21 protein-coding genes and 2 pseudogenes are annotated in these 22,987 nt (G+C 37.5%); 15 read left to right on the forward strand and 8 right to left on the reverse strand.

Annotated elements, in window-relative coordinates; genetic code table 11:
* Positions 1-172: 172 nt before the first annotated feature.
* From N9I19_RS13535 to N9I19_RS13545, 3 genes and pseudogenes are all read left to right on the forward strand, one after another.
* Positions 173-361, forward strand: a pseudogene (locus N9I19_RS13535) (helix-turn-helix domain-containing protein); the annotation flags it as partial.
* 275 nt (positions 362-636) lie between these two features.
* Positions 637-1,293, forward strand: coding sequence for a GPP34 family phosphoprotein (locus N9I19_RS13540; RefSeq protein ID WP_089363279.1), 657 nt, complete (start codon positions 637-639; stop codon positions 1,291-1,293).
* 12 nt (positions 1,294-1,305) lie between these two features.
* Positions 1,306-1,569 carry a MerR family transcriptional regulator gene (locus N9I19_RS13545; RefSeq protein WP_089363280.1) on the forward strand — a complete coding sequence of 88 codons (264 nt, stop codon included), beginning with the start codon at positions 1,306-1,308 and terminating at the stop codon, positions 1,567-1,569.
* 372 nt (positions 1,570-1,941) lie between these two features.
* On the opposite strand, the gene N9I19_RS13550 is transcribed toward N9I19_RS13545, so the two are convergent.
* From N9I19_RS13550 to N9I19_RS13560, 3 genes are all read right to left on the reverse strand, one after another.
* On the reverse strand, positions 1,942-2,199 hold the full coding sequence (locus N9I19_RS13550) for a DUF2533 family protein (protein WP_089363281.1): 258 nt from the start codon (positions 2,197-2,199) through the stop codon (positions 1,942-1,944).
* An 888-nt stretch (positions 2,200-3,087) separates the two neighbouring features.
* On the reverse strand, positions 3,088-4,455 hold the full coding sequence (locus N9I19_RS13555) for a purple acid phosphatase family protein (protein ID WP_411730443.1): 1,368 nt from the start codon (positions 4,453-4,455) through the stop codon (positions 3,088-3,090).
* A gap of 977 nt (positions 4,456-5,432) precedes the next feature.
* Positions 5,433-6,194 carry a GTP cyclohydrolase II gene (locus N9I19_RS13560; RefSeq protein ID WP_089363283.1) on the reverse strand — a complete coding sequence of 254 codons (762 nt, stop codon included), beginning with the start codon at positions 6,192-6,194 and terminating at the stop codon, positions 5,433-5,435.
* 753 nt (positions 6,195-6,947) lie between these two features.
* On the opposite strand from N9I19_RS13560, the gene N9I19_RS13565 reads away from it, so the two are divergent.
* The 3 genes from N9I19_RS13565 (at position 6,948) to N9I19_RS13575 (ending at position 9,607) form a co-directional block, all read left to right on the forward strand.
* Positions 6,948-7,847 (forward strand): ABC transporter ATP-binding protein, encoded by a 900-nt coding sequence (locus N9I19_RS13565; protein WP_061462806.1) that lies wholly within the window; start codon positions 6,948-6,950, stop codon positions 7,845-7,847.
* Entirely contained in the window at positions 7,840-9,090 is a 1,251-nt protein-coding gene (locus tag N9I19_RS13570) for an ABC transporter permease (RefSeq protein ID WP_317778083.1), read from the forward strand. The genes N9I19_RS13565 and N9I19_RS13570 overlap by 8 nt, the downstream gene beginning before the upstream one ends.
* 208 nt (positions 9,091-9,298) lie before the next feature.
* The gene (locus N9I19_RS13575) at positions 9,299-9,607 is read left to right on the forward strand and encodes a hypothetical protein (protein WP_317778084.1); all 309 of its coding nucleotides are present in this window, start codon (positions 9,299-9,301) and stop codon (positions 9,605-9,607) included.
* Positions 9,608-9,795: 188 nt separating this feature from the next.
* Here the strand turns inward: N9I19_RS13575 and N9I19_RS13580 are convergent.
* Positions 9,796-9,957, reverse strand: a pseudogene (locus N9I19_RS13580) (transposase); the annotation flags it as partial.
* A gap of 433 nt (positions 9,958-10,390) precedes the next feature.
* On the opposite strand from N9I19_RS13580, the gene N9I19_RS13585 reads away from it, so the two are divergent.
* From N9I19_RS13585 to N9I19_RS13595, 3 genes are all read left to right on the forward strand, one after another.
* Positions 10,391-10,726 (forward strand): metal-sensitive transcriptional regulator, encoded by a 336-nt coding sequence (locus N9I19_RS13585; RefSeq protein WP_089363317.1) that lies wholly within the window; start codon positions 10,391-10,393, stop codon positions 10,724-10,726.
* A gap of 17 nt (positions 10,727-10,743) precedes the next feature.
* On the forward strand, positions 10,744-10,950 hold the full coding sequence (gene copZ, locus N9I19_RS13590) for a copper chaperone CopZ (RefSeq protein ID WP_061462811.1): 207 nt from the start codon (positions 10,744-10,746) through the stop codon (positions 10,948-10,950).
* Between the two features lie 76 nt (positions 10,951-11,026).
* Positions 11,027-13,441 carry a heavy metal translocating P-type ATPase gene (locus tag N9I19_RS13595; RefSeq protein WP_317778085.1) on the forward strand — a complete coding sequence of 805 codons (2,415 nt, stop codon included), beginning with the start codon at positions 11,027-11,029 and terminating at the stop codon, positions 13,439-13,441.
* A 219-nt stretch (positions 13,442-13,660) separates the two neighbouring features.
* On the opposite strand, the gene N9I19_RS13600 is transcribed toward N9I19_RS13595, so the two are convergent.
* Together N9I19_RS13600 and N9I19_RS13605 are read right to left on the reverse strand one after the other, a co-directional pair.
* Positions 13,661-14,164 (reverse strand): DinB family protein, encoded by a 504-nt coding sequence (locus tag N9I19_RS13600; protein ID WP_317778086.1) that lies wholly within the window; start codon positions 14,162-14,164, stop codon positions 13,661-13,663.
* A 201-nt stretch (positions 14,165-14,365) separates the two neighbouring features.
* The gene (locus N9I19_RS13605) at positions 14,366-14,650 is read right to left on the reverse strand and encodes a DUF3784 domain-containing protein (protein ID WP_317778087.1); all 285 of its coding nucleotides are present in this window, start codon (positions 14,648-14,650) and stop codon (positions 14,366-14,368) included.
* Between the two features lie 1,294 nt (positions 14,651-15,944).
* Here N9I19_RS13605 and N9I19_RS13610 point away from each other — a divergent pair.
* From N9I19_RS13610 to N9I19_RS13620, 3 genes are all read left to right on the forward strand, one after another.
* Positions 15,945-16,865 carry a patatin-like phospholipase family protein gene (locus N9I19_RS13610; protein WP_089363290.1) on the forward strand — a complete coding sequence of 307 codons (921 nt, stop codon included), beginning with the start codon at positions 15,945-15,947 and terminating at the stop codon, positions 16,863-16,865.
* An 889-nt stretch (positions 16,866-17,754) separates the two neighbouring features.
* Complete coding sequence (locus N9I19_RS13615; protein ID WP_317778088.1) at positions 17,755-18,135, forward strand: hypothetical protein; 381 nt, start codon at positions 17,755-17,757, stop codon at positions 18,133-18,135.
* Between the two features lie 24 nt (positions 18,136-18,159).
* Positions 18,160-18,516 carry a hypothetical protein gene (locus tag N9I19_RS13620; RefSeq protein WP_034312748.1) on the forward strand — a complete coding sequence of 119 codons (357 nt, stop codon included), beginning with the start codon at positions 18,160-18,162 and terminating at the stop codon, positions 18,514-18,516.
* 177 nt (positions 18,517-18,693) lie between these two features.
* Here N9I19_RS13620 and N9I19_RS13625 read toward each other — a convergent pair whose 3' ends face one another.
* On the reverse strand, positions 18,694-19,101 hold the full coding sequence (locus N9I19_RS13625) for a DnaA N-terminal domain-containing protein (RefSeq protein WP_317778089.1): 408 nt from the start codon (positions 19,099-19,101) through the stop codon (positions 18,694-18,696).
* Between the two features lie 157 nt (positions 19,102-19,258).
* Positions 19,259-19,426, reverse strand: a complete 168-nt coding sequence (locus N9I19_RS13630; RefSeq protein WP_089363293.1) for an aspartyl-phosphate phosphatase Spo0E family protein — start codon at positions 19,424-19,426, stop codon at positions 19,259-19,261.
* A 541-nt stretch (positions 19,427-19,967) separates the two neighbouring features.
* On the opposite strand from N9I19_RS13630, the gene N9I19_RS13635 reads away from it, so the two are divergent.
* From N9I19_RS13635 to tatC, 3 genes are all read left to right on the forward strand, one after another.
* Entirely contained in the window at positions 19,968-21,710 is a 1,743-nt protein-coding gene (locus N9I19_RS13635) for an alkaline phosphatase D family protein (RefSeq protein ID WP_317778090.1), read from the forward strand.
* A gap of 58 nt (positions 21,711-21,768) precedes the next feature.
* Positions 21,769-21,981 carry a twin-arginine translocase TatA/TatE family subunit gene (locus tag N9I19_RS13640; protein ID WP_061462820.1) on the forward strand — a complete coding sequence of 71 codons (213 nt, stop codon included), beginning with the start codon at positions 21,769-21,771 and terminating at the stop codon, positions 21,979-21,981.
* A 161-nt stretch (positions 21,982-22,142) separates the two neighbouring features.
* On the forward strand, positions 22,143-22,844 hold the full coding sequence (gene tatC, locus N9I19_RS13645; protein ID WP_411730444.1) for a twin-arginine translocase subunit TatC: 702 nt from the start codon (positions 22,143-22,145) through the stop codon (positions 22,842-22,844).
* The last annotated feature ends 143 nt before the right edge of the window (positions 22,845-22,987 follow it).

Here is a 22,987-nt window from a genome sequence, read left to right on the forward strand (position 1 = left end):
AGTCTCGCACTTCCGCTCCAATCAACCTTAAATAGTTTCGTTTTAAAAACAACAATCTTTACGAAAAGAGCCTTATTATTTTACCGAAATTAAATTTTAGTAAGCCCATAAAAGCTCAATATGGCCCGATTGCTGAATAACCTATTACCATGCTAATGCATACCAGTACCAAAAACCATTAGGTAGACCCAAGTTGGATAAAGAAAAGCTTACTGTTGCTCTACGGATGAATGATGGTAAAGAATATTCTATAAAGGAGATAGTCTCAGCAACTGGAATATCTCAATGCTCCTTATATAGGGCAGTCAATAGAAGGAAGCTTGAAGAAATAAAAAAAAAGGGGTGTTTTATTATTTCTTAATTTACTTTGCGGTCTACAGCAAGAACCCTGTCACTAAGCCTTAATATCAAAAAAGAAGGGGCTGCCTCAAAATCGTGAAAAAATGATTTTGAGACAGCCCATTTTTTGCTCCCAAATATTAAATTTACTTGACACAAAAAGAAATAAAATGCATAGTTTAAATCATAAGTAGTAAGTGATAAGTAATAAGTGGTAAGTAATAAGTGATAAGTAATAAGTGATAAACGGTAAGTCACATTATTGAATTGGACTAAAACTAATGAGAGGTGTTTTTTATGAAGGATATGGAAATTTCGCAAAAATATTTATTATTAGCACTAAATGATAAAGGCAGTGTTGCTGCTATTGGTAGTATGAGGGTTCGTGCTTTTATGGTTGCCAGTGGAATTTTAGAACTTATAGCAGAAGATATTGTTTCGTTTTCGGAGAATCAAGTGACATTAAAACAAGATTTACCAAGTAATAAAGGGTATTTGGGTTCAATCTATAATATGATTTCCGAAGATAATTCAATATCCCTGAAAAAATTAGCAAGAGGAATAGTTACTAAACGAAATTTATTCAAGGAATTATTCAACGCAGTCGGTGATTCTTTAGTGGAATTGGATTTGGTCTCCAAAACAAATGCTGGCTTATTAGGACGATCCAACCACTTTATACCCAGTGAAGGTGCTAAAAAATTAATTGTAGAACAAATTCGTGCAGAATTATTAGAAGAGGGACCAGTTTCAACCGATACAGTTGTTCTTTCAAGTTTGTTAATAGGCAGTCGTATGTTGAAGAACTATTTCAGTAAATTCGAGGAAGAAGACCTTAATGATAAATTATCTATGCTTCGCAATGATACGGCTAACAAAGAAATTTTTGCAATGATTGATGCGTTATCACACACAATTACTACAATCATTGCTTCTGCTTCGGCAGGTTCATAAGGGGGGATTTAAGTGTCAAGGAGACGTTCATTAGAAGATATTTTGAAATCTGAGTATATATCTATCGGTGAACTGGCTCGAATAACTGATTTGAGATACAGTACATTAAAATATTATACCGAAGCTAATTTAATTCCATTTGAACAATTAGATGAAAACTTAACACGTCGTTACCCTCGAGAAGCAGCAGTGGAAAGAGTTGAGACTATTAAAAGCTTAAAGAAATCTGGCTTATCCATTGCGGAGATTAGAGATAAAATAGCGAAACAAAGTTAACAAAATATAACTTTTAGAGTATCGATTTGATCAAAAAAGGGTTACTACCTTAGAATCATTACGAACGTGGAACAACCAATAATAGTAATAAGTACCGGTTACACCCTTACCGTGGTGAAAACCGGTTATTTTTTACACACTCCTTAGCGTTGTAAATCCGCGTTTTGCTGGCATGCCCATCAAGCTAACAACATAAATTACAAGAAAACCAACGAAAGTATTTTTTCAAAATTAACTCTTTTTATTAGATTAAAAGAAAAAGAGCCCTCATTTCTGGGGGCTATAAATTATCTTTAATATTTGATTAGGAGGTCGAGGGTTAACACCGATATTCGGTGCTTTTTCTTACGACTAAGAGATCAGTAAATTATTTTACTTTAATGACTCCACATATGAATGAACCATTTCTGGGGTAACTAATTTACGAGTAGGTATTAGCCTTTGGTTTGCAAGAACATTGATTTGCATAGTGATTTGATTAATATGGTCTGTTGTAAAATCCTTTTCAGCCTTACATAATTCTATAGCTCTTTGAATATAATCTTCACGTTGTTGGTCTAATAGGGAAAATTCAGTAAAAAGTTGATTTTGTTTTTGAGCATGTAACGTAAGGGCTTTATGTACACTCATTATCCTTCACTCCTATAATTTTTTTTAATAGCTACTTCTATATTAACATCATTATTTTTTTAGCAATAGCAAAAACTATAAAAGATAAATCCAAAAGGTAGTTGATTCACGCATCGGATGTGATTATGAAAGAGGTCTGGAATACTGAAGTGAACCCAAAAAGTTAGACACTATATTTACTTAGTCCCTGCAAAAGAAGTGCAATAGAAAGTATATTAGAAGAATTTCCAACTGGATTATAGGGACGGAGAACAAAAAGGGCTGAAAAAAATGAGGTTAGCAATGCGAAAAACGGTGAGAAAAAGTAATACAGTCCTGGTATTGTTTAGTGGAGTATAGATTCTACTGTTGGAGAAGACTTTCCAACATACTAAGGCTATGCTGTGGTACCTGCTAGAATGTATAATACAGCAAATACCATAATTTAAAAATATATTGAACTTATTTTTAATAACTCATATAAATTTCATTGGGATATGCACGAACCGCAAAAATGATTATATTCTCTTTCGGTAGTTATATAAGATACTTCTATGAAAAAGGATTTATCATAGTAGAGTGCTTGGTAAAGTGAGACCTGGGCAAGTCAAGTGTATGAGAATCCTGCTCTTGGCACCTTAAATAATCCATACTCGATTAAGCGCCAAAAGTTTGGTTGATACAATTTTATTACAATGGAATTAGTTTTGACAGGGAAGGGGGCGTGTTTGAATCCCTCACAGGTCATCTTTTAAACAAGGATCAACGTGTTCAAAATTTAGTGAAATGAGGTAAATGGAGGTTCCGCCCCCGTGTCCCCAGAAGAAAAATAATGGGGGTGAAACAAAAGGAAAGGGAGACCCTGAAGATCTCCCTAACAATATGCTTTGTTGGCTTTTCGAAAAGCTGTTATTTCTTGATGATACCAAATTGATCAATAATATAAGGTTCTGCATTATTCTTGTTTTGATCAATCTCATAAGTTACGGCAGTCAGTTTTTCTTTATCCATGCTGATACCAACGAAGTTTTGAATTTGGCCGCGTACTGGACGGGTGTTATTGCTTGGGTCTGGGCCATAGATCGCTGAATGATTTTCATCGGCTACTTCGAAAAGATTATAGAAAGCTTCTCCAAGTACGGGATCTTGATTTTTGTAATATACTTTTGGTCCAGCTGTTGCAGGGATCAAATAAATAGCGCCATCTGGATTAACGGTATATTCAACTGTTTGTCCTTTTTTAGTTTCCGTAATTTTTTCAGTTTCTGAAGCCGTACCATTACTCGTGATCGGTTTCGTACGTGCATAAATATGGTCATGTCCTTGAAGGACAAAGTCAATGTCAAGCTCCGCCATGAGTGGTGCCACCTGGTTTCTCACTCCGTTCGGATCCATGATATCATCATCCGTTGCATGGTTAGAAGTCGTATAAGGTCCCTTGTGAATATTAACAATAACCCATTTAGATCCATTAGCTTTGGCTGCTTTTACATCTTCCTTCAACCATTCAATTTGATTTTCCGAAAAGTTCGCATATTTCTCAGAATCCTCGTTGCTATTGAGGACAACAAAGTGAGCGTTACTGTAATCGTAAGAATAATAAGCACCTGTTTCGGTAGCTGAGTTTTCAGGCACATCCAGGTTAAAATGGTCGATAAAAGCATAACTTTCATCCTCGTGATTCCCCGCGGATGGTGCAAACGTCGTGTTTAGCAAGCTTTCCTGAGAGTGCCCTAGTAGCCAATCCCATTGTTCCTCTTTGACTCCATCGTCAACTAAGTCGCCATTATGAACCATGAACTCGGCGTTAGGGACAGTATCTAAAGCTTTTGAAATGGTTTCGGACGAAAGGATCGCCTCATCTTCCGTTTTAGCTTGAGTATCGGTCAAGTCAATAAAGGTAAAAGCACCATTTTTGGGTGCTGTTGTAAACGTACCTACTTCACTCCAATTGTTTAATGATGCATCTCCAACACGGTAGTAGTATTCAGTATCTGCCTTAAGTCCAGTTGCTTTTGCTTTATGTACATACTCTTTTTGAGAATTTGTAGAAATGTTTTGAGTACCTGAAAATTTTAAGGCTTTCTTAAAATCAGGCTTCTTAACGCCCGTCTTTTTCACAACCTGTAAATCACTGTTCTTGGAATCCAGTGAAGTGTACCAAGTGAATCCTTTAGAATTAGTAGAATTGCCATTAAATGTAACGGTCACTTTACTAACAACTGGATTTGAATCAGCTGCTGCCAAAGAGAGAGTACTGCCATACCCACCCACAATGCTTAGAGTCAGGGCAACTGAAATCAATTTTTTTGAGTTTTTTTTCACGTAGCTTTTCCTCCTATATATTTATGATTACTATCCCTTAGGACAGCAAGTTAAATATAACAAAACTAAATATCTATATTATTAATCATATATATTAATAATGTTAAGATATGGTATTACAGCACAAAGACAATACCGTTACAATGCCCACTTGAGACTAACGGAGAAGTTTCTTTAAGGACTATTTTTAAATATAACCACGAAGGACATATAATCTCAGTAACATATAGTGGGGACAAATCATACAAGGAACAATGATTGGAATTGTAAAAGAGGATAGTTGCTTAGAGGTTAAGGTATGACCATGTTAATAGCAAAATTGAAATTAGGAGGAAATGTGTTTCTACTCCTAAAAGTCTTACCAGATGTGCGAATTAGGCCCATATTAAAATTGGAAATGGCTTGACGCTGAAGTAACTGAAGGCAGTTCAATCATTGAGGAAATTGTTATATAAAATTATTATGCCTAATAAGGAGTTCTTATTGTACGGACGGGTGCGATTTTTCAATGAAGATCGCTTTATATTTTGTGCTAACGGGGTTGTTTTGTTCAACATTAAGCATTAAAAATCTCTATAATAATTCGTAGATATAAGAGTATGAATAATGCAAGAAGGCATATTAAAAACACAGAATAAATTTAGTGAAAGGAGGGAGCAAAGTGAAAAAGGACACATAATTAGGGTTATTTCTTTCATTGATTGTATTAATTGGTTTTCCCGTAGTTTATTTAGTTGCCTGTTTTCCATAACAAGTCATTTTATTAACAATATAAATATGATATTACATTCATGATTCATGTGGTTCCCCCGCTAAAAAATGCTTTCTTATTCCAACAATTCGCAAACATTCGGTAAACATATCTAACAAGGGGAATTAGTTCGGTTTTACCTTATGGGGTAAAGCCAATTTCATATAAAACAAATGAATCATTCATTTTGTTTAACATCTTTTAAATGACCGGAACGTACGACTTTAGTTTCTAAATATTTTTCATTAAACTCGGAGGTATCTCCCCATAACGGAATTCTGCCTGCAACATTGGCACCTGAATTTTGAAGGGCTTCTAATTTTCTCGGATTGTTGGTGATAAGTGTCACTGGATTGGAGCGCAGTTTTTTTAACACTCGAATGGCGTCATCATAGTTACGTGCATCATCCACAAATCCAAGCTCTAAATTCGCTTCCACCGTATCCAATCCTTCTTCTTGCAGAACATAAGCCATGGCTTTACTAAATAATCCGATGCCTCTTCCTTCGTGATTCGCTAAATAAAATAAAGCACCGGTTCCTTGAGCAGCAATCATTTTCATAGCATGTTTTAGTTGAAAGCCACAATCACATCGTTTGCTGCCAAATATATCACCAGTATGACAAATGCTATGCATCCGGATAAGAGCATCCGCGGAATTTTGAAAATCTCCATACAGCAACACACTGGATTGCTGCATTTCCGCTAAATTGGAAGAGGCTAAAGTTTCAATGATCTTTTCCATATTATAAGAGCCTTCATTACAAAAATGACCTGCCATATTATCACATCGTAACCAGCAATACCATTGGAATATAGTTGTTTCGCCATCTAAGTTAACGGGTAATTTGATAGGTCCGACTAAATAAATGGATTTTTCATCACCTTTAATAACGTTAATTTTATCTTCTAATATCAAGGCGACTTTTTCATTAATCATAAAAACTTCCTCCTTATGTTTCAAAATATTTAATGTACTGTTGGGCAAAATATTATTATGGACCAGTTCTGTTCATATTGTACCCAATCCACTCTTTTGGAATCGTTTGTTTTAAAAAGAAGCAAAAGTCCAAATGTACTAAAGCGAAAGAATAGTCCAAAAGGTTATCCCCTATTTTCTGTGTGAAAACCCCTGTCCATATAGTCAACTTGAACGAAAGCTTAATTGTGAAAGTCATATCACTTTCCTGATTGGACGAAAAATGATTTAACCCACTTAAATTCCTCTTTTTAATAAAGGAGATATTCTATATGTCAGGTTGTGACGGCGGTTTTGGATTCGGTGGAGGTTTCAGATTTGGTCCGTTTCGTTGATGAAGCAGTTGTGTTGGGTTGATCCGGAGGCGGTTACGGATATGTTGGTTACTGCTAATAAAATAGTATAAAAAAGTCAGCCTATATGGAGCGGTTTCTTTAAAATTGATTCTATCGAAAGCATCCTCATTGATATCACCTATCGGAGGAAAGGGGTATTTTTACTAAGATTCGCAGAAAAAATGCTTGTTGAGTACTTAGCAAACCCAAAACGCTAAAAGCGTTTGTACTTTTCAAGTGGCTCTAGATAGTGAAAATTTGTTTCTAGAACTTTGCATATAATGGTGGGGGAGAAGAGTTCTTTAGATCACCTCGGCAGTTGAAATTGGAAAACCTTTCCGTTAACATGGAATAGAATCATATATTAGGAGGTTGTACATTGGCTTTACAAATCAAAGAAGTTACGAAAAAATTCGGGGATTTCACAGCTGTCAATCAGCTTGATTTAACGATCCCCGAGAAAGAAATGTTCGGTTTTTTAGGTGGGAACGGGGCGGGGAAAACGACAACGTTCCGGATGATACTCGGCCTGCTTGACCCCACTGAAGGGGAAGTGATCTGGGATGGTAAGAAAATCGATTATACGACCAGCTCATTGATTGGCTATCTTCCAGAGGAACGCGGGCTATATCCTAAACTGAAGGTACGCGATCAAATTGTGTATTTGGCTAGATTAAGAGGGATGAACAAACGAGATGCTTTGAAAGAGTTGGAGTATTGGCTAGACCGCTTTATGGTGCCCGAGTACATCGATAAGCGGGTAGAAGAGCTTTCAAAGGGGAATCAGCAAAAAATCCAGCTGATCGCCTCCATGATTCATAAACCTGAATTACTTATCCTTGACGAACCATTCAGCGGGCTGGATCCGGTTAATGTGGAAATACTGAAGAAAGCGGTCATCGACTTAAGGGACAGCGGCACGACGATCGTTTTCTCGAGCCATCGCATGGAGCATGTTGAGGAGATGTGTGAGCATCTTTGCATCATGCATAAAGGTTCCCCGGTTGTGGCTGGAAAATTAAAAGAAATTAAGCGTTCTTTTGGTAAAAAGAATGTTTCAATAAAAGCCGATTTTGATTTATCTTTCCTGGATACTTATTCAGGTGTAACAAAAATTAAGAACACGATGGAGGGGAAAATCCTTCAAGTCACTGGTGAAGATGTAGCTGAGAACATGATTCGTGATCTCGTTCCAAGAGGTTTCGTTCGAAAATTTGAATTGGAAGAACCTTCGCTTACGGATATTTTCATTGAAAAAGTAGGTGCCGTCTATGAATAAATTTTGGATTGTCCTTTCCCATACATATCTATCAAAATTAAAAACGAAATCCTTTATCATTTCTACAATCATTATGATGGCCTTGATTCTTGTCCTTACGAATATTTCGAAACTTATAGATTCATTCGATAGTGATGATCAGGAAAAGGTTGCTGTCATCGATCAGACTGAAGATGGCATATTTGATTCTTATAAAAATGCGGTAGCAGGTGTGAACAAGGGCATTTCGGTAATATCCGCCCAGGATGAAAAAGCAGCGGAGGAAATGGTCAGCAAAGAAGAAATCGTTGGGTATCTGTTGATCAAAAAGGATGAGACCCTCGGCTTCAAGGGAACGTATAAAGCGAATCAAATTTCAGATTCAATGGTAAGTAATGATTTGCTTCTCGCGCTTACCCAATTGAAGGGCCAAATAACAGCGAAGGAATTGAAATTGACAGAGCAGCAAATCGCACAATTGAATACGCCGCCAGCATTTGAAACGATTGCGCTTCAGAAAAATGCAAAAACAGAAGAAGACCTCAATCAAGCTCGCGGTCTTGTGTATGTGCTCTTATTCGTCATTTACTTCGGTGTGTTGATGTATGCAACGATGATTGCAATGGAAGTAGCTACTGAAAAGACTTCACGGGTCATGGAAATCCTGATTTCAAGTGTCCCGCCAGTCACGCAGATGTTCGCCAAAATAATGGGGGTAGCTTTGCTTAGTCTTACTCAAATGCTTTTATTTTTTGGCGTGGGTTATTTCTCGATTAAACAAAACTTGACAGGTATGGATGAAGGATTCTTCTCGTTTTTTGGATTCGGCAACATCAATATCTCAACGATCATTTATGCAATCATCTTCGCTTTGCTTGGTTATCTTCTTTATGCGACTCTGGCTGCATGTCTGGGGTCCGTTGTCAGCAAAATTGAAGATGTCCAGCAAATGATTTCACCGATGACCATGTTAGTTGTCATTGCCTTCATGATTGCGATGTTTGGACTAGGGAATCCGTCAGCCAATTATATTACGATTACATCATTCATTCCATTTTTCACGCCAATGATCATGTTCTTGCGCGTAGGCATGCTTGATGTTCCATTCTGGGAAATCGCCATCAGCATTTCAGTGTTGATCCTAACCATTGTTTTACTTGGTATAATCGGATCAAAAATCTATCGTGGTGGAGTCTTGATGTACGGAAGCTCAAAATCACTGAAAAGCATTAAAAATGCCTTGCAATTATCAAAGAAAAATTAACATGAAACCTGGATCCTTCATTTCCTGTTGGAGGTTTCCAGGTTCGCCGTCATTACGCGTGTGTGCCGCAGTAGTTTCTATAGCAGTTTACACAGTTAATAAAAAAAAATTTGGGATTTATGAAAAAGGTGCAAAAAGGAACATAGATATAAGGGAACACATGTAAAATGAATTCCATTTATGCAACCATGATCAGGAGTGAATTATCATGAGCAATTTTGTAACTTTGACGATAGCTTCAGAAGCGTTTCTCTTGCTATCCTTCATCATCATGTTTTTATCGGCCAGGAATGGGAAAAAGAATGCTCTCTTGGTTATCCTGTTCATCATTGGAGGAGCGCCGCTTCTATATCTAGCCATTGATCATGCGACCAGCGATTACTTGGACGCGAATATCGGATTGGGCCTTGCTATTATGTTCACCTGGATATATAGCGTAATAGCTTTTATCATTGGCATCATTCTTTTAGTGAAAAAGAAAAGGAATAATGATAATAATATTTCAAAAGAACAGTAATCATCACATTGGAATCATAAATTAAATGAAAATAAATACGCTGAGGATACATGAGTAGCCTCTAGCGCAGTTTGTAGACAAAAGGGGTTCGGAATGTTTTAATTCCGGACCCCTTTTGAAATCCCCTTTGAATTTTTCTCAAGATTAAGAGATGGGGCCTCTACGAGCCCACTATATTAAGCCATTCTTGGGCGCCCTATCTCTGAATACATATCTTTCACCAAGTCATATATGAATGAGAAGTCAGTGGCGGCCTCCATTTTTCGAACCAAATGGTTCGCTGGCACCAGTTGATCCAAAGTAATCATTTCAAGTTGATCTCGCTGAATAGAATGATGTTTCGAAAGCATCGTCATCACCTCAAGGTTTTATACTCCTATTTTAAAACAAAAAAGACTTTAGGCAAAAGCGGTTCTATCTAATTGTTAAAACAAAGTTGATTGGAGCGAGTGTCGAGACTCCTGCTTAGAAAAGGGCGTCTAGGGGAGAACCCCCGACCGCCCGCAGAAAGCGAGTGCCCAACGTTCCAATCAACGTTCGAATTTTTACAACCTTCAGCGTTTAGTTTGGGTTAATGTATTAATAAAACATCCTGACTTCTCGCATTTCTTAGGCAAAGAGGACCTTGGCTGGTAACTCCCAAAATATGAGTTTCCTAACTAAAGAATAGAAAATGGTAAAAAACGAATAGTAAATAAATAAAGAACGTAAATCTCATTCTTTGCATAGGGTAGGAGGGTATGGTATATTAATTTCTAGGAGGGATGGAAAATGGATGAAATAATGAATGGGCATGATTCGATGAACGAAGATGAATGCTGTACGACCTCTTCCCACGGCCGAAAGAGTCATCACTCGGATTCAGTAAAAAAGAATTTAACGACCCGGTTAAATCGCATCGAAGGTCAAATTCGCGGTATAAAGGGTCTTATTGAAAAAGATACGTACTGTGACGATGTGATTACCCAAATAGCTGCTACTCAAAGTGCGATGAATAGTGTGGCCAAGATTTTATTGGAAGGCCATCTTAGGAATTGTGTGGTTGAACGGCTGAATGATGGGGATACGGCGGTTATAGATGAAGTGCTTGTAACGATACAAAAATTAATGAAGAAGTAAAGGAGAAGTGGTTTTAAATGGAAAATGTAACATTGAATGTCAGTGGAATGTCTTGTGGTCATTGTGTGAATGCTGTAGAAGGTAATGTAGGAAAACTGGCAGGTGTTGAAAGCGTAAAGGTGCATTTGGAAGCAGGCAAAGTAGATGTAGCTTTTGATAAAGAAAGAGTATCACTTGAAAAAATAAAAGAAACAATCGATGATCAAGGCTACGATGTCGAGTAGACGAAAAAAGTGCTTCTAAGGCACTTCTTTTTTACAAAAAAATATACCCCATAGCGGTATGGGAAGGCGGGATGATGTGAGCAGCCATATAAAAGAAACAAGTGTGCAGATTTCAGGCATGACTTGCGCTGCCTGTGCAACCAGGATTGAAAAAGGGTTAAACAGAATGGAAGGCGTGGAGGAAGCCACCGTTAATTTGGCTCTTGAGAAATCAGTCATTAAATATGATTCAGAAAAATTAAGCAACAAGGACTTTGAAAAGAAAATTCAAGATCTTGGCTATGGTGTAGTGAAAGAGAAAAAGGAATTTACGATTACTGGCATGACCTGTGCAGCCTGTGCTACCCGAATTGAAAAAGGGTTAAATAAGTTGGATGGAGTGAGCCTGGCTAATGTGAATCTGGCGCTTGAAAATGCGACCGTCGAATATGATCCTTCCGAAGCGTCCCCAGTTGATATCATTCAACGAGTGGAGAAGTTGGGGTATGGGGCGATCATCAAGGAAGATAATATGGATTCAGTGGATTTCCGTCAGAAAGAAATTCAAAAACAAAAGAATAAATTCATCTTTTCCGTCATTTTATCTTTTCCATTGTTATGGGCAATGGTTAGCCATTTTAGTTTTACTTCGTTTATCTATATGCCTGATTTCCTCATGAATCCTTGGGTGCAAATGGCATTTGCCACCCCCGTGCAATTCATCATTGGAAAGCAGTTTTATGTTGGTGCTTATAAAGCCTTGAAAAATAAAAGCGCCAATATGGATGTATTGGTCGCAATGGGAACATCCGCTGCCTATTTTTACAGTGTCTATCAGGCGATCATTTCGATTGGATCCCATCACAATACGGCACAACTTTATTTCGAAACAAGTTCGATTCTTATCACCCTCATTCTTTTAGGGAAGCTTTTTGAAGCAAAAGCAAAAGGACGTTCTTCCGAGGCCATCAAAAAATTGATGGGGCTTCAGGCCAAAACGGCATTGGTGTTAAGGAATGGTGAAGAGCGTGACATACCTCTTGAAGAGGTCATTGTAGGGGATACGGTTTTGGTGAAGCCGGGTGAAAAGATCCCTGTCGATGGAGTAGTGGTTGAAGGGAACTCTGCAGTCGATGAATCCATGTTAACGGGTGAGAGCATTCCGGTAGATAAAACAATCGGGGATACTGTGATAGGTTCAACATTGAATAAGAATGGTTTTCTCCAAATGAATGCGACGAAGATCGGAAAGGATACAGCTCTTTCTCAAATCATTAAAGTCGTCGAAGATGCTCAAGGGTCCAAAGCTCCGATTCAAAGGCTTGCTGACCAAATTTCCGGTGTCTTCGTTCCTATCGTTGTCGGAATCGCCCTTTTAACTTTTCTTGTTTGGATTATAGGGGTTAGCCCTGGAGAATTCCTACCTGCTTTTGAAGCGATGATTGCAGTGCTAGTCATAGCTTGTCCATGTGCTTTAGGTCTGGCCACCCCCACATCCATCATGGCAGGATCAGGGCGGGCTGCAGAATTCGGTATTTTATTTAAAGGCGGGGAGCATTTGGAAACCACTCACCATATTGATACGGTCATTTTGGATAAAACGGGAACGGTAACAAATGGTACCCCTGTGTTAACCGATGTCATCATCGAGAATGGAATGGAAGAAGATCAGTTTTTATCTCTTATTGGTGCAGTTGAAAAACAATCCGAACACCCTCTTGCCCAATCCATCGTTCAAGGAATTCAAGCAAGACAGGTATCACTTGCAGAGGTTGGGGAATTCGAAGCGATACCTGGTTATGGGGTGAGAGCTGTAGTGGATCAAAAAGAGCTATTCGTCGGAACGCGAAAATTGATGAAGCAAAATAACGTGGATATAACAAAGGCGCTAACAGCGATGGAAGAACTTGAACAGCAAGGGAAAACCGCAATGCTCGCTAGCATTGAGGGTGAATATGCAGGCCTCATTGCTGTTGCGGATACGATAAAAGATACCTCGCTAACGGCTATTAAAAGGTTAAAAGCAATGGATATCCATGTCATCATGATAACAGGGGATAATCAAAGGACAGCAAATGCCATCGGCAATCAAGTGGGCATTGACCAAGTGATTGCAGAAGTACTTCCTGAAGGGAAAGCAGAGGAAGTTGAAAAACTGCAGGCCGCCGGTAAAAAAGTGGCAATGGTCGGGGATGGGATAAATGATGCACCAGCACTTGCACTTGCTGATATAGGAATGGCTATCGGAACCGGGACGGACGTAGCCATGGAAGCTGCCGATATCACTTTGATCCGAGGTGATTTGAACAGTATTGCAGATGCAATCCTCATGAGCAGGAAAACGATGCGAAATATCAAACAAAACCTATTCTGGGCATTTGCTTATAACGTAATCGGAATACCAATTGCGGCAATCGGACTGCTTGCCCCGTGGTTAGCGGGTGCTGCCATGGCTTTCAGTTCTGTATCAGTCGTTTTAAATGCACTGCGCCTTCAACGGGTAAAGCTATAAAAAATCATATAACTATAAAAAGAAGGCATTGGTAATTTTTCAATGCCTTTTTCTATCTTAATGACTAAATGACTTGAGAGTTGGATTTGCCATTACATATAAAAAGCCGATAAATCCTTGGCAAGGGGACAATCGGCATTCATCTGGAAAATGAACTTTAGTATATTTACAACGACTCCTGCTTGATGTTCCTTTATTATCGAGGTTGCCATGCCAAGCTTATTTTAAACAGTAAAATACAAAATCTGTAGGTACGCCACGCTCGCCGTGTTGATGGAGCATCGCTGACACATTACCCCGGTGATAGGTCCCATGGTTCACTACATGATGGATGAGGTCGGCAAGTACAAACTCACAAACCCCCTTTTTGGGGTGTTCGGTTACAATGGTCCGTTCCAGATCAGGCTGCGTAGCAAGAAAATCATAATAATACTTTGCAAGTGCATCATAGCACGATTCTAGTTCATTTATTGAAACTCCAACCACTTCTTCCCGCCGCCGTTCAACTTTCTTAAAAGTATCTTGAATGGTGCTTCCTTTCATTATCTCCAACCATGTGATATCTGTTGCGTAAAGGTGAACCAGGACGTCCTTAATGGATGGAAAGACACTTTTTATCGTGTCGACATAGACTCCGTCAGGTAATTGTTTTAAGTTCTGGAAAACTTGCTGATTAGCCCAAACGTGGTAATCATACATTTTCGTGGCACGGTTCTTTTCCATTTTTCTCACTCCTTCTATTGTTACTTAACCCATTTCGACAATAATTAAAGAATACCTTTATCAAATCCTGCTAAAAGTCTTGATATTAAAGAGGGGAATTTTCCTGAAAAAGTAAAAGGAATGCTGAGTGTTCCTGATGCCAAACATTCCTCATAGTTCCCATTTCTAATCCTACGGTTTTATTCTGAATATGCTCAAATATTAATCCAGTAACTTTCTATTGATAAACACGTATATAATTGTTAAAAAGACAAATATGGCTAGGATAAGAATTTTACCTTCATAATGATAGTCGATCATGCTGTTTATAATCATTAATAAGCCTAATGGAAGAAAAAAGCCGCTGCCTGTCACTATCCCCAATAAAGATTTATTTTTAATCATCTTTTCATTAAATCCAGCTAACAGCCATATTTGCTTTTTGATTCCCACTAAATAGGAAATTAATAAAAAAGCTATACCAATGATCAATAAACCATAGTCCATCTCAATACCTCCAATAAGATTTATATTCCTATTAATTTATTACGATCTATAATTACAAAAGTTTCCTTTTATTCAAAAAAATCAATCTCCATCAGAATGACGTAATTCTTGTCTTGGGCGGGGGAAATCAGAAAAAAACGCACTAAAAAGCGGTAGGTGTTTTCTCTAGTTAGATAACCGTTGTTATAGCTTTATTTTTTCAAAATATACTATTATTAGAAGTGTAGGCCAAGGCATCAGTCTTTCCTATTTTTTATGATAGAAAAAAAGTCAGAATCAAAAGAAGATGAATCCTGGGCACTTTGTGGGTTAAGCGTTTAACGCTAAAACTTTTTTCTAAGCTAATAAAGTCAGTATGCGATGGCTGACCATCCCGGGAAAAAAAATGCCCATGTAGACAACTGTTCCTTTTGCTACTATATGTCCCGAAAAATGGAAAAATGGATATGAAGGGAACTCCATGCCCAGCTTAATTTAGATGAACTATATTAAGACAAACCTAGGCTTTTGACCACGTTGACATTTTATAGAAAACATATCCAAATAGTGCATTGCCAAAATTCGGTTTGATGTTTTGGGAAAGAAATGCTTTTGTCAAGAAGTTTTCCCTCACTAGCGACTGGTGGTTATTCTGTTAGTTTAAATAAATGACTTACCCTAAAAAAGGAAGATTTGAGGCGTTTGTTCAATAATATAAACAATATTTTGATTCAATTAAATTTTTTAGAAGGTATCTGATAATTTGTCCCATGCAAATGCCTCGTTATATACATACCATGATAAAAGATGCTATCCTACTATTGCCATTACGGCTGATCCATCAATATTGCGTTGACCACTGTTAAGGGGGTCTTCCACTATTAATATTCTTGCAGTAGAGACAGAGTAATGATTAAGGGTTTCTCAAGTGGGCAATGTCACAGACATGAAGAAATAATAAAGGTGATAGGCAACCAATTTGTCAATCAGGGTTGAACTGCATAAACAGAGATTAGAAGTATCATTAACCATGCGAACGACTTGAAAATCTGGAAGTTCAAAGAACGTGACTATACAGAAGTTGTGTTACAGATTGAAAAACACAATCTTTTAAACTCATAAGAGTCTTGATACTGTTTCCGAATTAATTTGTTAGAGAAAATAGAACCGTCATATATTCCAATCATGGATGGCAAGCGGACTAGTTTATCCTAAAACTGGCTTGGGCTGATTTTCAGGATTCAAGAGTGTGAAAAATTCTTTCTATTAGAAATTATCGTTAATAATAATAACTCTTATCGAGAGGTGGGAAAAAATGAAAGCAGATGCCGTTTTTGAAGGTGGAGGGGTCAGGGGAATTGCTTTTATTGGAGCGATTCAAGCAATGGAAGAGGAAAAAGTAGAATGGGAAAGACTTGCTGGGACATCAGCAGGAGCAGTAATAGCTGCTCTTTTGGCTAGTGGCTATAAAAGCCATGAAATTAAAGAACGGTATAGTGAAATCAATTACTCAAAGCTTCGAGGCAGGACAATTCTGAATCGAATTCCCATTTGTGGATTCTTTTTGGAGCTTATGGTTCATCTCGGGATTTACAAAAACGATTATTTGGAAACATGGGTGGATTCTCTTCTTTCAGAAAAAGGGATTAAGACATTCGCGGATCTTCCAGATGGAAAGTTGAAGATAATTGCTTCGGATGTTTCGAATGGCCAGATGCTTATTTTGCCAGATGATTTGGATCGCTATGGGATGACTCCTGCTGATTTAAAAGTATCAACTGCCGTAATGATGAGTGCCTCCTTACCATTTTTCTTCCGTCCGGTTATTTGGAAATCAAAAGACCGGAAAAAATCCTACATTTTAGATGGTGGTTTACTTAGTAACTTCCCAATATGGATTTTTGATACAGACAATCCTCGCTTTCCAACATTCGGATTCCATTTTGTGAAAGATGAAGTTAACATAGATGCGGTTATACCAACGCCAATCCACCTTTTCAAAAATATATTTAAAACGATGCTTCAAGCCCATGATTTACGTTATATGAACAAAGAAACGATTGAACGCACGATTCAAATTCCTACTGGCGGCATCAACGCAACGGATTTTGAACTGAATGAGGATGAAATCGACTTTCTCTATAAATCAGGCTATACTTCTGCAAAAGAATTTTTGTCGAAGTGGGATTTTGAACAATATAAGGTCAAACGCTTGCAAAGAGTCAAAAAAGAGTAGGAGAAACATTCCTCTATCATTCGGTCCAAAAGGGGGGAAAGAGGGGACAAGGAGCTGTTACAACGGCTCTTTTTCTTATTGAATGAACGAACCAATCGTTTCATTCAAAAGCAATAAGTGGAATTACAATCATAAAAAATTAATATAATATATTATTTTGATATTGCTTAACAAATATTATAAAAGCATTTAAATGTATGAGGAAATGAGACTTTTAAAAATTATTAGATGACTTAATAAATAGTATCTTTTACGATGTCTATGTGAACCAGTCAAAGAATTGACCGAACATAAAAAACTACTTCTTTCGAAAAAAATCTTGACTGAGACATATTCCAAGTCTTGAATGAAGTCATAAAATCCCACAGCTTCTAAAAGAGGTAACGATAATTTGGATAATGATTCTTCAGACCCTTTTTTATATATATATTTATAAAATAAAATAAATCTAGTTATATTTTCATACTAATGTTAATGTAAAATGGTAGATAATACCTAACCATGGAATTGAGAGGATTTTATAAACAGATATAGAAATCGGAATTGTTCCCGCCTCAGCCTTCAGCCTTAAACCTTTGTCCTTCAGCCTCTACTTAGATCACTCCATAAACAGCATCTTCTATGAGAGAATTTATTTCTTAAATGTAGGAAAAATGTTAAGAAAAAATCTACTAGAAGGGGAATAGAATATGAAAAATATATTTGCCTTTTCATTATCGTTGATTATTTTATTTAGTTTTGTAGCTCCTTCATTTGCAAGTATAGAAGTTAGCAACGAGACATCGACACAACAAGAAGTAAACGAACATGCCTATTCTTTTAGGAACTAGAAATAATAAGTAATACAATTTTACCGGAGCAAGAGATTGAAAATCTATATAATGAAGTTATGAGTATTAATACACTTAACTCTGGTGGTATAACTGCATATGGACCTATTTCAGGTGGGTCAACAATAACTGAAATAGCTCCTATTTATAGAACCTACAAAAATACCGGTGTAAATGAAGCCAAAAATCTAATTTTTGCATATATGATGAAAAAGATTCCTAAAAAACTGACAGATAGTGTATTCGCTAATTGGCTTTTTGTAAAGTTAAATAGCTGGTCCAAAATTAGTCCAACTTACGTGGGTTCTTGGGTATCAAGTTCATATAGCACTGCAGAAAAGAAAAGAAATTATGCGACAGTGGTTCATTATGGCAAAAGTAATTACACATCACCTAAATCAGTTCAATATTTCCAATGCAATTACTGGTTTGGGAAATAATAAATCGAGGAAATGGGGAATAAGATGAATTTGAAAATATTATTGAGAATAGGTATCTTTTTATTATTTTCTTTTCTTATGATTTTTGATTATTTCCCTCATCTCGTTCTCAAAGACATTCCTAAAACTGCACTGACAATTGGAATGATCTCATTAGCGGTTGTCTATATTGTCATTAATCGAAAGACTGAAAAAGATTGTGAAAATGCATTAATTGGAGAAGCAGTATTTATTTTTTATATGTTAGTGCTAATAGGATTATTAACGGTAATGGGCGGAAAATCTACTGTAGGAATTTCTTTGAATAATCCTATGTTATGGTTTGTTTTATTATTGACAATCGTTGATATGACCGTAAGATATAGGAAAATGAATGCTTAGAAAACGCTAAACTTATGAAATTGGGAAATTCCGGACGAAAAAACAGCCAGTTGGCTGCCTATTTACTTCATATTATCTCAGACTAAAGCTTTAGGCACATAACATGTACTTTATTATTTTCTTATAACGAACGAAGGAGCCTTTATAGCTTCTTCGTTTGGTTGGTTAAGAGTTCCCTTATTTCATAATAAATCGAATCGTATAATCTTTTCCATTGATACTCTTCAGCAAGAATTTAATTAATTCTGCGTACCTTTCCTCAAGCCAATCTCGAGCGAATACATTAGGTACAACTAATGTCATTTGGTCACTTTCAATAGAAGAAAAGTACACATCTTTCATCCAAGTCTCATAGCTCGGTTTAGAGATCTTTTTCTGCATTTGTAATTTAACAAGGGAGAATATATCTTTATCGTCCAACAATTCATTATGTATTGACACATCTTTTAAAGGAAGTACAGCCTCTTGATCCGGGTTTAAATGATCTATTATTTGAGTGACACGATTTAATTCATGTCTTAGTGAAAGTTTTAGCTTTAGTAACTCCTGCATTAAAAAATCTTTAGATTTATCATTACTATCCATTGTACGTCCCCCTTGATGTCTGGTTATCTTTCTATTATAACTTTTTTATGTTCTAGTCCCATGGCGAATTCTACACGAAATAAGGTAGAAAACTATACTAGGAAGCAATAGGTAAAAGTCCAAGAAAGATCCATGAAGTATTAGTTCATTCCGCTTTTTAGACATATTCTAAATCATTTGGTTCTTTTTCATTTGTAAGTAAATTCAACAGTTCATCTAGTTCCTGGCTTTTATGTAATGTTTTTGGGGCAGTAAATCCATAAATCAATCCGGTGTTTATTAGTTCTTTCCTCAATATCTCAATTTTTTCAAATAATGCTTCCATACTCTCCAATGCAGAATCCTCAAGTGCTTTCTTTTTTTGTTATGAAACTATTATTACATAAATTAGGATGTTTTTAAACCAAAGGTGAGTATTGACTTATAAAATTATTACTGAAGCATTTTTAGTCCGATTTTAGAAAACTATGATGATTTCTAAACCTTCCTTTGAATCAAGGTTTCCTTACTGCGGTGGGATCCAACCAAGTGATGGCGATCTTTCTTTTATTCCATTATTTCGCTGGCTTCTTTAGGCTTTTATAGTTTTAAAGGTTTATTGTAAAAATAGCCCATAGCAGTTATTTGTAACGATTAAATAAATGATTCATTAAGAAGAATAGGTTGAAAGAATGATGTTGTAGATGAAAGTTTGTAGGTCTATGTAAATGCATGAGTGAATCAGATCTGTTTTATTGTTTAAAGAGACCCATAAGTCCTGCACGGAAATCCCTAATTGGAAATTTGTTGATTTACACTTATTCATACACCTTTAAAAGGGCCATACTATACTTGAACCAGATTCAAATAATAGGAGGGAAAGATCAATGAATAATGAAAGAGCAATGGATGATTTAATTAAGAATTGGAGCGAATTAGGTAAGAATATGGACCGCCGAAACTTTATCCAGGGAGCAAGTAAACTTGCCGGACTTTCATTAGGTCTTGCCCTTGCTCAATCAATGGGCGGGATTGAAGTAAATGCTGCCCCGAAATTCAGTGATTTTCCATTTACTCTTGGTGTAGCTTCCGGTGATCCGCTCTCGGATAGTGTTGTTTTATGGACAAGGCTGGCACCTGATCCGTTAAATGGAGGAGGTATGCCACAAGAAGCCATATCCGTTAAATGGGAAGTGGCAAAGGATGAAAATTTCAGACAGATTGTACAACAAGGCAAGGAAATAGCCAGGCCTGAACTTGGCCATTCCGTTCATGTGGAAGTAAGCGGGTTAAAACCGGATATGGTCTATTTTTACCGTTTTAAAAGTGGAGGGGAAGTAAGTCAGACTGGGAAAACGAAAACACTTCCGCCAATCGGTTCAAGTGTTTCAAGCCTGTCATTCGCTTTTGTTTCATGCCAGCAATTTGAGCATGGTTATTATACGGCCTATAAACATTTGGCAAAAGAAGATTTGGATCTTGTCTTTCACCTTGGCGATTACATATATGAGTACGGGCCAAATGAATATGTTGCTTCTACAGGTAATGTCCGTGTACATAACAGTCCGGAAATCATTACTCTTTTGGATTATCGAAATAGATACGCACAATACCGCTCTGATACTCATTTAAAAGCGGCACACGCTGCTTTCCCATGGGTCGTGACTTGGGATGATCATGAAGTTGAAAACAATTATGCAAATGTCATTCCGGAAAAAGGACAATCGGTTGAAGCATTCATCAAGAGAAGGGCAGCCGCTTATCAGGCTTATTATGAGCATATGCCCCTTCGTAAATCTTCCTTGCCAAAGGGAGCGGATATGCGGTTATACCGAAATTTCACTTATGGCGACCTGGCCTCTTTCTTCGTATTGGATTCACGCCAATACAGGGATGATCAGGCAAATGGCGATGTCAGTTCACCGCAAACGCCTGAGTCACTTGATCCAAATCGTACATTACTAGGTCGAGAGCAGGAACAGTGGCTAACTGATAATCTTTTGAAATCAAAAACGAAGTGGAATGTGCTCCCACAGCAGATTTTCTTTGCACAACGGAATTATGGAACACCTACCGCTCCCAAATTCAGCATGGATTCTTGGGATGGTTACCCGGCTGCACGTGATCGTTTGATTGATGTAATTAAAAGTAATAATATAGAAAATTTGGTCGTGTTGACCGGTGATGTACATGCAAGCTGGGCAGCCAATTTAAAGACGGATTTCAATGATCCAAATTCAAGGACTTTCGGTGTGGAGTTTGTCGGCACATCCATCACATCCGGTGGAAACGGAGCAGATAAGCGTGCGGATACGGATAAAATACTAAGCCAGAATCCACATATCAAGTTCTTTAATGATTACCGTGGGTATGTCCGATGCAAAGTAACACCAGAACAATGGAAGGCGGATTACCGTGTAGTTCCTTTCGTGACAGATCCAGGAGCGGATATATCAACAAGAGCATCCTTTGTGTTTGATAAGGATCAAACTGGACTAAGAAAGGTTGCGTCAGCATCGGTTACGGAAGGTATCCAAAAAACGAAAGAAGTCGAGGAAGATCGGACACGGGCCCATAATCGCGCACATGAAAAACAAAGAATGAACAGGCAGAGGAAAGTCACTAATTGATAGAAAGACAAGGAAATGTGAATGGAAAAATAATTATACTTGATTGGAGTGAATGAGAATGCTTTCTAATATAGGGATACCTGGCCTGGTCATCGTCCTCGTGATTGCACTGATTATTTTTGGACCGTCCAAGCTGCCGGAAATCGGCCGTGCATTTGGTCGAACTTTATCCGAATTCAAAAGTGCAACCAAAGGATTGGTGAATGATTCAGATAAAGAGGATGAAAACGAGAATAAAGCTGCGTTAAAAGCCGTTAAAAAAGAGGGATGAATTTAATGGGATAGAGCGGGCGGAAAGACTCGCCTGCTTCTTTTCATGAGAAGAGTTCGAGGGATATTGGATTTAGCAATTCTAATACTTATATATGGCTTGTAAATTGTCAAAAAGGAGGAGTGAAAGTGGAGAGCAAGGATTTACACGTTATTGAGCATATGGAGGAACTCCGAAGCAGAATTATTAAAACACTGATGGGTTTTCTCGTTTTTTTTATAGTGAGTTTCATATTCGTACAGGATATTTATGAACTGCTCATTAAGGATTTAGATGGGAAGCTTGCCGTGCTCGGTCCAAGTGACATCCTGTGGGTATATATGATAATTGCTGCGGTTTGCGCAATAGCTGCAATGATTCCGCTAGCAGCCTATCAGTTATGGCGCTTTGTGGCTCCTGCATTGAAACCGAAAGAGAGAAGAGTTACATTCCGGTTCATTCCTGGGCTGTTCATCTTATTCATCACAGGTATCTCATTTGGATATTTTGTGTTGTTTCCAATAGTGCTTGGTTTCCTCACTTCCCTATCAGCCGGGCAATTCGAGATGATGTTCACAGCTGAAAAGTATTTTCGGTTCATGATTAATTTGATCCTACCATTTGGGATTTTATTCGAAATGCCGCTTGTGGTCATGTTCCTGACCAGATTGGGAATCATCAATCCAACAGTGTTGAAAAAGTCTCGTAAGATTTCTTATTTCGTCCTGGTCATCATCTCTATCCTGATTACGCCTCCTGATATGATTTCGGACATTTTGGTTATCGTCCCTTTGCTTGTGCTTTATGAAGTGAGTGTGCAGCTGTCCAATATGGTTTATCGAAAAAGGCTTATGAAAGATGAGTCATCATTACCTGTAACATGAAATGGTTAGCTGCTATTGAAAAAAACATTTCTTGGGAAATAGCCAATGGAACACTAAAAAGTTGAGGGACATAATTCCCTTAACTTTTTTATTGCGGAATAATATTTGCTGGATCACTTTCTAATCCATTTTTTGTCAGGTTC

Source organism: Peribacillus sp. CSMR9, from assembly GCF_033141925.1.
Taxonomy (GTDB): domain Bacteria; phylum Bacillota; class Bacilli; order Bacillales; family DSM-1321; genus Peribacillus; species Peribacillus simplex_A.

Bases quoted from the DNA above. Each gene is read 5' to 3' on its own strand.
- N9I19_RS13610 (WP_089363290.1), top strand. From the start codon at position 15,945: ATGAAAGCAGATGCCGTTTTTGAAGGTGGAGGGGTCAGGGGAATTGCT.
- N9I19_RS13625 (WP_317778089.1), bottom strand. From the start codon at position 19,101: ATGGATAGTAATGATAAATCTAAAGATTTTTTAATGCAGGAGTTACTA.
- N9I19_RS13550 (WP_089363281.1), bottom strand. From the start codon at position 2,199: ATGAGTGTACATAAAGCCCTTACGTTACATGCTCAAAAACAAAATCAA.
- N9I19_RS13560 (WP_089363283.1), bottom strand. From the start codon at position 6,194: ATGATTAATGAAAAAGTCGCCTTGATATTAGAAGATAAAATTAACGTT.
- N9I19_RS13615 (WP_317778088.1), top strand. From the start codon at position 17,755: ATGAGTATTAATACACTTAACTCTGGTGGTATAACTGCATATGGACCT.
- N9I19_RS13640 (WP_061462820.1), top strand. From the start codon at position 21,769: ATGCTTTCTAATATAGGGATACCTGGCCTGGTCATCGTCCTCGTGATT.
- N9I19_RS13570 (WP_317778083.1), top strand. From the start codon at position 7,840: ATGAATAAATTTTGGATTGTCCTTTCCCATACATATCTATCAAAATTA.
- copZ (WP_061462811.1), top strand. From the start codon at position 10,744: ATGGAAAATGTAACATTGAATGTCAGTGGAATGTCTTGTGGTCATTGT.
- N9I19_RS13575 (WP_317778084.1), top strand. From the start codon at position 9,299: ATGAGCAATTTTGTAACTTTGACGATAGCTTCAGAAGCGTTTCTCTTG.
- N9I19_RS13620 (WP_034312748.1), top strand. From the start codon at position 18,160: ATGAATTTGAAAATATTATTGAGAATAGGTATCTTTTTATTATTTTCT.
- N9I19_RS13605 (WP_317778087.1), bottom strand. From the start codon at position 14,650: ATGGACTATGGTTTATTGATCATTGGTATAGCTTTTTTATTAATTTCC.
- tatC (WP_411730444.1), top strand. From the start codon at position 22,143: ATGGAGGAACTCCGAAGCAGAATTATTAAAACACTGATGGGTTTTCTC.
- N9I19_RS13540 (WP_089363279.1), top strand. From the start codon at position 637: ATGAAGGATATGGAAATTTCGCAAAAATATTTATTATTAGCACTAAAT.
- N9I19_RS13635 (WP_317778090.1), top strand. From the start codon at position 19,968: ATGAATAATGAAAGAGCAATGGATGATTTAATTAAGAATTGGAGCGAA.
- N9I19_RS13600 (WP_317778086.1), bottom strand. From the start codon at position 14,164: ATGGAAAAGAACCGTGCCACGAAAATGTATGATTACCACGTTTGGGCT.
- N9I19_RS13630 (WP_089363293.1), bottom strand. From the start codon at position 19,426: ATGGAAGCATTATTTGAAAAAATTGAGATATTGAGGAAAGAACTAATA.
- N9I19_RS13585 (WP_089363317.1), top strand. From the start codon at position 10,391: ATGAATGGGCATGATTCGATGAACGAAGATGAATGCTGTACGACCTCT.